At 75.1% G+C, this 7,461-nt stretch carries 9 protein-coding genes; 7 read left to right on the top strand and 2 right to left on the bottom strand.

From position 1 onward, the window contains the following. Nucleotides 1-918 (top strand): dihydroxy-acid dehydratase domain-containing protein (locus AC0CYZ_RS20825; RefSeq protein ID WP_472218808.1); only part of this gene is annotated, 918 nt, incomplete at its 5' end. Nucleotides 919-938: 20 nt separating this feature from the next. After that, nucleotides 939-1,709, top strand: coding sequence for a dihydrodipicolinate synthase family protein (locus AC0CYZ_RS20820; RefSeq protein WP_472218806.1), 771 nt, complete (start codon nucleotides 939-941; stop codon nucleotides 1,707-1,709). 25 nt (nucleotides 1,710-1,734) lie between these two features. Here the strand turns inward: AC0CYZ_RS20820 and AC0CYZ_RS20815 are convergent, their stop codons facing one another. Next, on the bottom strand, nucleotides 1,735-2,121 hold the full coding sequence (locus tag AC0CYZ_RS20815) for a hypothetical protein (protein ID WP_472218804.1): 387 nt from the start codon (nucleotides 2,119-2,121) through the stop codon (nucleotides 1,735-1,737). A 240-nt stretch (nucleotides 2,122-2,361) separates the two neighbouring features. On the opposite strand from AC0CYZ_RS20815, the gene AC0CYZ_RS20810 reads away from it, so the two are divergent. Then, nucleotides 2,362-3,345, top strand: a complete 984-nt coding sequence (locus AC0CYZ_RS20810; RefSeq protein ID WP_472218810.1) for a methyltransferase — start codon at nucleotides 2,362-2,364, stop codon at nucleotides 3,343-3,345. A 152-nt stretch (nucleotides 3,346-3,497) separates the two neighbouring features. Continuing rightward, nucleotides 3,498-3,986 (top strand): DUF4188 domain-containing protein, encoded by a 489-nt coding sequence (locus AC0CYZ_RS20805; RefSeq protein ID WP_472218802.1) that lies wholly within the window; start codon nucleotides 3,498-3,500, stop codon nucleotides 3,984-3,986. Nucleotides 3,987-4,031: 45 nt separating this feature from the next. Here AC0CYZ_RS20805 and AC0CYZ_RS20800 read toward each other — a convergent pair whose 3' ends face one another. Then, entirely contained in the window at nucleotides 4,032-5,408 is a 1,377-nt protein-coding gene (locus tag AC0CYZ_RS20800; RefSeq protein ID WP_472218800.1) for an NAD(P)/FAD-dependent oxidoreductase, read from the bottom strand. A gap of 183 nt (nucleotides 5,409-5,591) precedes the next feature. On the opposite strand from AC0CYZ_RS20800, the gene AC0CYZ_RS20795 reads away from it, so the two are divergent. From AC0CYZ_RS20795 to AC0CYZ_RS20785, 3 genes are all read left to right on the top strand, one after another. Continuing rightward, nucleotides 5,592-5,846 carry a hexameric tyrosine-coordinated heme protein gene (locus AC0CYZ_RS20795; protein ID WP_472218798.1) on the top strand — a complete coding sequence of 85 codons (255 nt, stop codon included), beginning with the start codon at nucleotides 5,592-5,594 and terminating at the stop codon, nucleotides 5,844-5,846. A gap of 37 nt (nucleotides 5,847-5,883) precedes the next feature. Continuing rightward, nucleotides 5,884-6,678: an alpha/beta hydrolase gene (locus tag AC0CYZ_RS20790; RefSeq protein ID WP_472218796.1), complete on the top strand. Its 795-nt coding sequence runs from the start codon at nucleotides 5,884-5,886 to the stop codon at nucleotides 6,676-6,678. Nucleotides 6,679-6,691: 13 nt separating this feature from the next. After that, nucleotides 6,692-7,461: universal stress protein (locus AC0CYZ_RS20785; protein ID WP_472218794.1), on the top strand; the 770-nt coding region annotated here is incomplete at its 3' end.

Here is a 7,461-nt window from a genome sequence, read left to right as displayed (position 1 = left end):
ACCCGCGAGGCGTTCGAGAACGCGATCCGGGTCAACGCGGCCATCGGCGGCTCGACCAACGCGGTCGTCCACCTGATGGCGCTCGCCGGGCGCGACGTGCCGACCCTGGTGGACCTCGAGCCCTCGGGGCGCTTCCTCATGGAGGACCTCTGCTACGCGGGCGGCCTGCCCGCGGTGATGCGGGAGATCGCGCACCTGCTCCACCTCGACCGCCCGAGCGTCGCGGGCGACACGCTCAAGGGGGCCATCGCCGACGCCGCGTGCTGGAACCGCGAGGTGATCCGCCCCCTCGACCGGCCCGTCCAGCCCGCCGGCACGGGGACCGCCGTGCTGCGCGGCAACCTCGCCCCCGACGGCGCCGTGATCAAGCAGTCCGCCGCCTCGCCACACCTGATGCGCCACCGCGGCCGGGCCCTGGTCTTCGACTCGCCCGAGGACTACCGCGCCGTCGCGGACGACGACGACCTGCCCGTCGACGAGACCACGGTGCTCGTCATCCGCTACTGCGGGCCGCGCGGCTACCCCGGGATGCCCGAGGTCGCCAACGTCGGGCTGCCGCGCCGGCTCATCGCGCAGGGGGTGCGCGACCTGGTCCGGATCTCCGACGGCCGGATGTCCGGGACCGCCTACGGCACCGTCGTGCTGCACGTGGCCCCCGAGGCCGCCGTCGGCGGGCCGCTGGCCCTGGTCGAGACCGGCGACGAGATCCTCCTCGACGTCGGAGAACGCCGCCTCGAGCTGCTGGTCGACGACGACGAGCTCGCCCGCCGCCTTGCGGCCTGGCAGCCCCCGGAGCCGCCGGCCGAGCGGGGCTGGACGCGGCTCTACACCGAGCACGTGCTGCAGGCCGACCGCGGCGCCGACCTCGACTTCCTCGTCGGCGGCAGCGGCTCCGCCCCGCCGCGCGAATCCCACTGACCACGACCCGGAGGTCCTCGATGCAGCCCGCCGCCCCCGTCTTCCACGGCATCGGGGTCGCCCTCGTGACCCTGTTCGACGTGCACCGCCAGGTCGACTACGCCGGGACGGCCGACCTGGCCGTACGGCTCGTCGACCTCGGCGTCGACGCCCTGGTCGTCGCGGGCACCACCGGGGAGGCCGACGCCCTCGACGACGACGAACGACTGCGGCTCTTCGCCGCGGTCCGGGAGGCCGCCGGGGACACCGTCGTCGTCGGGGGCACCGGCGCCGCGTCGACCCACCAGGCCGCACGGGTGACCGCGCGGGCCGTCGACACCGGGGTCGACGCGGTGATCGCCCGGAGCCCGCGCGGGCTCGTCGACGCCGCGTCCTACTACCGTGCGCTCGCCGAGGCCGCCGGGAACCTGCCGCTGCTGGCCTACCACTTCCCGGCCGTCTCACCCCCCGGCATCCCGGTCGAGGTCCTGTCGACGCTGCCCGTGGCGGGGTGCAAGGACTCCTCGGGCGACGCGACCCGGCTGCTGGCGACCGTCGAGACCTACGCCGGTCCGCTGTGGACCGGCAACCCGGCGCTGCTGCCGCTGACCGGGGCCCTCGGGTGCGCCGGGGGCATCCTCGCGCTCGCCAACGTCGCCCCGGAGCTGTGCGCCGGCGCGTTCGCGGGCGACCCGGACGCCCTGCGGAAGATGATCCCGACCCACCTCGCCTGCGAGCAGGACTTCCCCCGCGGGGTCAAGCAGCTCGTCGCCGATCGCTTCGGGACCTCCGACGTCGTGCGGATGGGCTGAGCCGACTCCGTCCGCGCCGCGTGGGTCAGTACCACAGGCAGTACGGCGGCAGGGCGTGGACGGCCTCGTCCCGGTCGACGTCCTCTCGGCGGACACCAGGCCGGGCGGGGACCGCGTCCTCGACGCCGTCGTGCTCCTCGGGGTCCCGACGGCCACGGCCCACCAGATAGCCCCCGCCTCCGGCCAGCACCGCGAGGCCCAGGCCACCGAGCGCGATCGGCAGGGCCGCGTCGGCGCCGGTCACGGTCGCGCCGGTTCCGCCGGTGCTCGCGGCGCCGGTCGCAGCGCCGGGGACGGTCTCGGCCGCGGCGGTCGGCCCGGGCTCGTTCGTTGCCGCGAGGGCCGGTACGGCGCCCCCGAGGGCGAGTGCGGCGGCAGCGCTGATCGAGGCGACGGCGAGGGCGAGGCGCATGACGGGCTCCTGGTGGGGTCGGGTGGGGGCGTCCGTGATGTCGGACGTGGCGTGCTGACGACGACCAGGGTGGTCCCGGTCTCGGCGCCTTCCCGTCCGCCGAGGAGCTGGTCCTGCGGAGGACACGGTGTCCGTCGATCGGGGGACACGGCGGTGGACGAGGACCGCCCCTTCCCGTCCACGGGCGGTCCTCCTAGCGTTCGTGGGATGGGCCCATCTGTGGAGCAGGCGATCGTGAGGATGGCGCAGGGGTACCAGCTGTCCCGGGCGCTGTACGTGGCCGCCGAGCTCGGCGTCGCCGACGCGCTGGCGGCGGGTCCGCTCGACGCGGGCGCCCTCGCCGACGCCGTCGGCGCCCGACCCGACGAACTGGCCCGTGTCGTCCGGGCACTGATCGCGAGCGGTGTCTTCACCGAGGCGACCGACGGCCGGTTCGCCCTGAACGACGCGGGCACCTGCCTCCGACGGGACGCGCCGGGTGACACCCGCGCGATCGTCCTGAACTTCGGCGAGGAGATGTACCGGGCCTTCGGCGAGCTGCTGCACACGGTGCGCACCGGCCAACCCGGGTTCGACGCGGTGTACGGGCAGCCGGTCTTCGACTACTACACGACCCATCCGGAGGCCGAAGCCAGCGGCTCGGCGCGGATGCGCGCCCGCTCCCTGCTCGTCGCTCGGGACCTCGCCACGGCGGAGCTGTTCGCCGACGCGTCCACCGTCGTCGACGTCGGTGGCGGCGTCGGCACCGTCGTGGCTGCCGTCCTGCGGGCCCATCCCCGGCTGTCGGGGGTGCTCTACGAGCGTCGTTCGGTCGCCCGGCTCGCGGCTGCGTACCTGGCGGAGCAGGGCGTCGGCGACCGGTGCCGGATCGTCGAGGGCGACTTCTTCGCGAGCGTGCCGGACGGTGGCGACGTCTACCTGCTCAAGAGTGTGCTGCACGACTGGGACGACGATCGCTGCCGCACGATCCTGACCCGATGCCGGGACGCGATGGGGCCGCGGGCCCGCCTGGCCATCGTCGAGATCGTCCTGCCCGACCACGCGACGGAGGATCCCGCCCTCGTCCCGGGGGCGCTGCTGGACCTGATCATGCTCGCCTATGTGGGCGGCCGGGAACGCACCTGGAGCGAGTTCACCGCCCTGCTGGACGCCGCCGGCCTCGCACCGCACGACGCCTCGGCACTGCCGTCCGGACCGCATCTGATCGAGGCGCGCGTGGCGTGACGGCCGTGGACGCCTGGCCGCCGTGACGGGTCGGCGACCTCCCTGATCTCACGCTGAGCTACGAAATCGTCATCTCCCTGGGTCGTTCGGGTGCTTGCGCCCCAAGGTGTCGCGACGTTCCCTTGACACAGTGTGATACGCGGAGGTGGGCGATGGAAACGACGGGGCAGGACCGGAGGACGGCCGAGATCGACGGCGACTTCGTCGTGTTCCTGATCGGCGCGCGGTTCGATCCACGGCACCCGATCCGGACCTTCCTCGACCTCGGCGGTCGTCGCGGGATGAGGCACATGCTCGACCACCTCGTCGCGCACCCGGAAAAGGGTCTGCTCGGCTACACGATGGGCTTCCCGGTGATCGTCCAGTACTGGCGGTCGTTCGAGCACCTCGAGGCGTTCGCCCGCGACCAGGACGACCCCCACCTCGCCGCCTGGCGCAACTACTACCGCCGCAACGCCCGGACCGGGATCTGGCACGAGACGTACCTGGTCAAGGCCGGGCAGTACGAGGCGATCTACGGCAACATGCCGCCCTTCGGGCTCGGCAAGGCCGGTCGCCTGGTGCCGCTCCGCGAGTCCAGCACCGCCCGCCTGCGGGTCCGGCGCCGGGACGACGTCGACGGCCCGGTGCCGGCGGGCTGAGCGCCGGGGCGGGCCGGCGGGCCCCTCGAGAGCGGTGCGCGGCGGTCACGACGACCCGACCCCGCCGTAGATGGCCGTGCGCTGCGCGGCCGGGATCAGGGCGTCGTCGGCGCGGACGCCCGAGAGCCGGACGGTCTGCGGAGCCAGGAGTGCGCCGAGGGCCCAGTCGGTCACGAGGCGGACGCGGTTCGCGGCGCCGGGCACCGAGAGCAGGTGGTAGGCGCGGGTGACCACCTTCGCGGGCACCCCGGTCAGCGGGATGCCGACGGGGTTCGCGACGGCGTCGCGGCCGCCCAGGTCGGCCACGAGCCCCAGGTCGTGGTGGGCGTAGCGGCGGGCGCGGCCGAGCCCGAGCGCGGCGACGACGTTCCGCGCCAGCACGACGCCCTGGCGCTGCGCGTGCTGCGCGGTCGGGGGCGTCACGGCGCCGTCGGGCCGGGTCAGGTCGGGCACCGCCGCGGCGTCACCGGCGGCCCAGACGCCGTCGAGCCCGCTGACCCGCAGCGCCGCGTCCACGACCAGGCGACCCCGGACGGTCGGCGTGCCCAGCGTGGCCATCAGCGGGCTGGCGACCACGCCGGCCCCCCAGATCAGGGTCCGGGTGGGGACGGTGGTGCCGTCGGTGAGGGTGACCGCGCGGTCGGTCGCCGCGGTGACGGTCGTCCCGAGCCGGACGTCCACCCCGCGTCGCCGCAGGACCGCGGTGGCCGCGGCCCCGAGCCGGGGCCCGAGCTCGGGCAGGACGGTGCGGCTGATGTCGAGCAGGAGCCACCGGACGTCGGTGGGCCGGACCCGGTCCCAGCGCGCGGAGATGGTGTGCAGCCACCGCTGCAGCTGGCCGACGAGCTCGGTGCTGGTGTAGCCCGCGCCCACCGCGACCACGGTGAGGCGCTCCTCGCGCTCGGCCCGGCCGTCCGCGGTGTCGGGCAGCGCGTCGGCGTGGTCGAGCTGGGCGAGCAGGTGGTCGCGCAGGAACAGGGCCTCGTTGACCGTCTTCACCCCGTGCGCGACCTCGGCGACCCCCGGGATGTCGAACTGCCGCGTCACCGAGCCCGGGGCGAGGACGAGCTTCTCGAAGCCGAGGCGGGTCACCTGCCCGTCCGCGTCGCCGGGGTCGACGGTGACCGTGCGGGCGCCGACGTCGACGGAGGTCGCCCAGCCGGGCACCACCGTGGTGCGGGGGAGGGCCCGGCGCAGCGACACCGCGACGTGGCGGGGCTGGAGCACGCCCGTGGCCACCTCGGGCAGCAGCGGGGTGTAGAGCATGAAGTCCTGCGGCGTGACCAGCACCAGCTCGACGTCGCCGTGTGCGGAGTGCCGCGCGAGCAGGCGCTCGAGCCGGCGCAGCGCGGTGAAGCCGGCGAAGCCCGCCCCCACCACCACCACGCGGGTCCGCCCGTCGGCGCTCGATGCGGTGTCCATGTGCTCTCCCTCGGGCGGCCGGCTGCGGGGCCAGTCCACCCCGGTGGGGGCGTCCCGGGCTTGAGTCGGGTGACTGCCCCGGCGCCGCCGCGGGCCAGCCGTCGGCGCGAGCAGTCGGTTGACCGAATCGTCGGGGCGCTCGGCGGGCCAGGCTGCTCGCATCGCCCCGAGACGGAGGACCTCATGACCCGTGTTCCCGACGCCGAGCTCGTCCTGGTCCCCGGCGGCACCCTCGTCACGGCCACGCCGGAGGAAGGCCGCGCGCTCGCGCTGACGCTGGCCCGCCACACCATCCACGCGATCCAGCCGGAGCTCGAGACCCTCCAGGCCGGGCGCAAGGAGTACGCCACCGAGCCCGACTCGCTGATCGCCGCGGGCCACGTCGTCGCCCTCGAGTTCGCCACGATCGCGGCGGCCAACGGCTACTGGCGGCCATGAGCCGGACCGGGCACTCCCACGCCGAAAGGACCACGTCATGACCCCTGTGCTCTTCATCCACGGACTGTGGCTGCACTCCAGTTCGTGGGCCCCCTGGATGGAGATGTTCTCCGCCGCGGGCTACGACCCCTACGCGGCGGGCTGGCCCGGCGAGCCCGACACCGTCGAGGCCGCGCGGGCGAACCCCGACGCGGTCGCGGACGTCGGCATCGACGACCTCGTCGAGCACCACGCCAAGCTGATCGCGGAACTGCCGGGCAAGCCGATCCTCGTGGGGCACTCCTTCGGCGGGATGTTCGCCCAGAAGCTGCTGGGGATGGACCTCGCCGTGGCCGCGGTCGCCATCGACGCCGCGCAGTTCAAGGGCGTGCTCCCGCTGCCGCTGTCGTCGCTGCACGCGACGTTCCCCGTGTTCCGCGGCCCGTCGAACAAGCACCGTGCGGTGAGCCTGACCGAGGAACAGTTCCGGTACGCGTTCGCGGGCGCGGTCTCCGAGGAGGAGTCGCGGGAACTGTGGGCGGCCTGGGCGATCCCGTCGCCGGGCAAGCCGCTGTTCGAGGCCGCGTCGGCGAACTTCTCGCCGCACTCCCCGGCGACGGTCGCCACCCGCAACGCCGAGCGCGGGCCGCTGCTGCTGACGATGGGCGGTCAGGACAGGACGGTCCCGGAGGCGATCACCAAGGCCGAGTACAAGAAGTACCGGGACTCCGGAGCGATCACCGACCTGCACGAGTTCCCCGACCGTTCCCACTCGCTGACGATCGACCACGGCTGGATGGAGATCGCCCGCGACGCCCTGGACTGGCTGGACGAGCAGGGTCTGGGCCGGTGAACCCCACCGGGCCGTGACCGACACCCTGGTGGTCGGGGTGGCGCCCGACGACGTCGGGCGCCACGTCCTGGCCCGCGCCCGGCGGGACGCCGCCCTGGGCGCGCTCGACGCCGTCGTGGCCCTGGTCGTCGTGGAGCCGCCGTCGTTCGGCGGGCTGTGGTCGTCGGCGCGGGAGGACGCGCGGTCCGGCCTCGGCGCGGTGCGGGCGCTGGTCGCGGCCGGGCTCGACGCGGGCCCGCCGACCGCCGGGGCGTCGGACCACCCGCCGGTCGTCGTCCACGTCGTGCGGGGCGCGCCCGTGGCGCGGTTGACCGAGCTCTCGGCCGACGCCGTCGGTCTCTACGTCGGCCGCGGGCCGGCCGACGCCCTGGGCGCCGTGGCGCTCGGGTGCGCCTTCTCGGCCCGGTGCCCGGTGACGCTGGTGCCCCGGGAGGCGACCGGGACGGCGCGGGGACCGGTCGTCGTGGGTCTCGACGACTCCCAGTGCGCCCGCGGCGCCGTGGCGCACGCCGTGGAGGAGGGTGTCCGTTCCGGTCGTCCCGTCCTGGTGGTCTCGGTCGTCGACGGTCTCCCCGGGCCGGGCGCGTCCTCGCCCCGGGGCGGCGACGTGCGGCGCGCGGTCGAGGTGCGCAGCCGGGCGACGGTCCACGCACTGGTCGCCCACCGCCCGCGGGGCCGTCGGCCCGAGGTGACGGTCGAGGTGCTCGAGGGCTCGCCCGCCGTGGTGCTCTGCGACGTGGCCGGACGCGTGGGGGCGTCGCTGCTCGTGATCGGGTCCCGCGG

The sequence above is a fragment of the Actinomycetospora sp. genome (assembly GCF_055612215.1).
Note: the sequence above shows the minus strand (reverse complement) of the source record. Positions and strands in the feature narration are given on the sequence as shown.

Excerpts from the sequence above, each read along its gene's own strand:
- AC0CYZ_RS20820 (WP_472218806.1), top strand. The coding sequence starts at position 939 with ATGCAGCCCGCCGCCCCCGTCTTCCACGGCATCGGGGTCGCCCTCGTG.
- AC0CYZ_RS20815 (WP_472218804.1), bottom strand. The coding sequence starts at position 2,121 with ATGCGCCTCGCCCTCGCCGTCGCCTCGATCAGCGCTGCCGCCGCACTC.
- AC0CYZ_RS20810 (WP_472218810.1), top strand. The coding sequence starts at position 2,362 with ATGGCGCAGGGGTACCAGCTGTCCCGGGCGCTGTACGTGGCCGCCGAG.
- AC0CYZ_RS20805 (WP_472218802.1), top strand. The coding sequence starts at position 3,498 with ATGGAAACGACGGGGCAGGACCGGAGGACGGCCGAGATCGACGGCGAC.
- AC0CYZ_RS20800 (WP_472218800.1), bottom strand. The coding sequence starts at position 5,408 with ATGGACACCGCATCGAGCGCCGACGGGCGGACCCGCGTGGTGGTGGTG.
- AC0CYZ_RS20795 (WP_472218798.1), top strand. The coding sequence starts at position 5,592 with ATGACCCGTGTTCCCGACGCCGAGCTCGTCCTGGTCCCCGGCGGCACC.
- AC0CYZ_RS20790 (WP_472218796.1), top strand. The coding sequence starts at position 5,884 with ATGACCCCTGTGCTCTTCATCCACGGACTGTGGCTGCACTCCAGTTCG.